1 protein-coding gene is annotated in these 924 nt (G+C 45.9%); it reads left to right on the top strand.

Going from position 1 to position 924, the window contains the following annotated elements; translation table 11 throughout:
• The coding region (locus D7004_RS14360; RefSeq protein ID WP_148042812.1) for an IS3 family transposase at positions 1 to 808 on the top strand (808 nt) is incomplete at its 5' end.
• Positions 809 to 924 lie beyond the last annotated feature (116 nt).

Genomic DNA, 924 nt, shown 5'->3' with positions numbered 1-924 from the left:
TGAAAGGTTGGTGCTGATGGAAATATCCGTGCTTCGTTCCAGCCACCCTGAGATGGGCGGGAGGAAGCTTTATGAGATGTTACGGCCATTTTTTATGGAGCACGGCATCAAGATGGGGAGGGATTCCGTGTTTGAGTTGCTGGCAGCAAATGGTCTGCAGGTAAAGAGAAGGTCAAGGAAGTACATCACCACGTATTCTGGTCATTGGCTCAGGAAATGGCCGAACATTATCAGGGAGGTCGAGGTTGTCCGCGTAAACCAGCTTTGGGTAAGTGACATTACCTACTGGAAGGTGTGCGGTCAATACCTTTACATAAGTTTTGTCACCGATGCATATTCCAGAAAGATCGTTGGGTATCATGTCGCCGGGACACTGGAAACAGTGGAAACCCTGAAGGCACTGGAGATGGCGCTCAAAAAACTTAAGGCTGGTACCCATCAGCTTATCCACCACTCGGACAGGGGCGTACAGTATTGTTCTGGCAACTACGTGGCGCACCTCCAAAAAAATGGGATAGGCATAAGCATGACCGAAAATGGCGACCCATTGGAAAATGCCATGGCAGAGCGAATAAACGGGATAATCAAAGGGGAATACCTAAGACATCTAAAGACCGATAATATCAGGCAGGCAAAGGGAAACCTCAGAAAGGCAGTTGAGCTCTACAATGGTCAAAGGCCCCACTTGAGTCTTGGAATGAAAACGCCAAACCAGGTACATGAAAAAAATCTAAATACCAAAAGGCTTTGGAAGAATTATTACAATAAAAAGTGTAAAGTTGTAGATATGTTTAACGAAACGAACTAACCTAATCTGTAAACCTATTTCAGGACGAGACAATTTTATTTTGCAATTTATTCACACGCGGCACGCGTGCGTCAGCGAGGGTTTCCGTTCCACTGTTCACCATGATATCATAGGCC

It is taken from the genome of Pedobacter jejuensis, from assembly GCF_003725795.1.
In the GTDB taxonomy this organism is placed as follows: Bacteria; Bacteroidota; Bacteroidia; order Sphingobacteriales; family Sphingobacteriaceae; genus Pedobacter; species Pedobacter jejuensis.
This window is presented reverse-complemented; position numbering and strand designations above follow the sequence as displayed.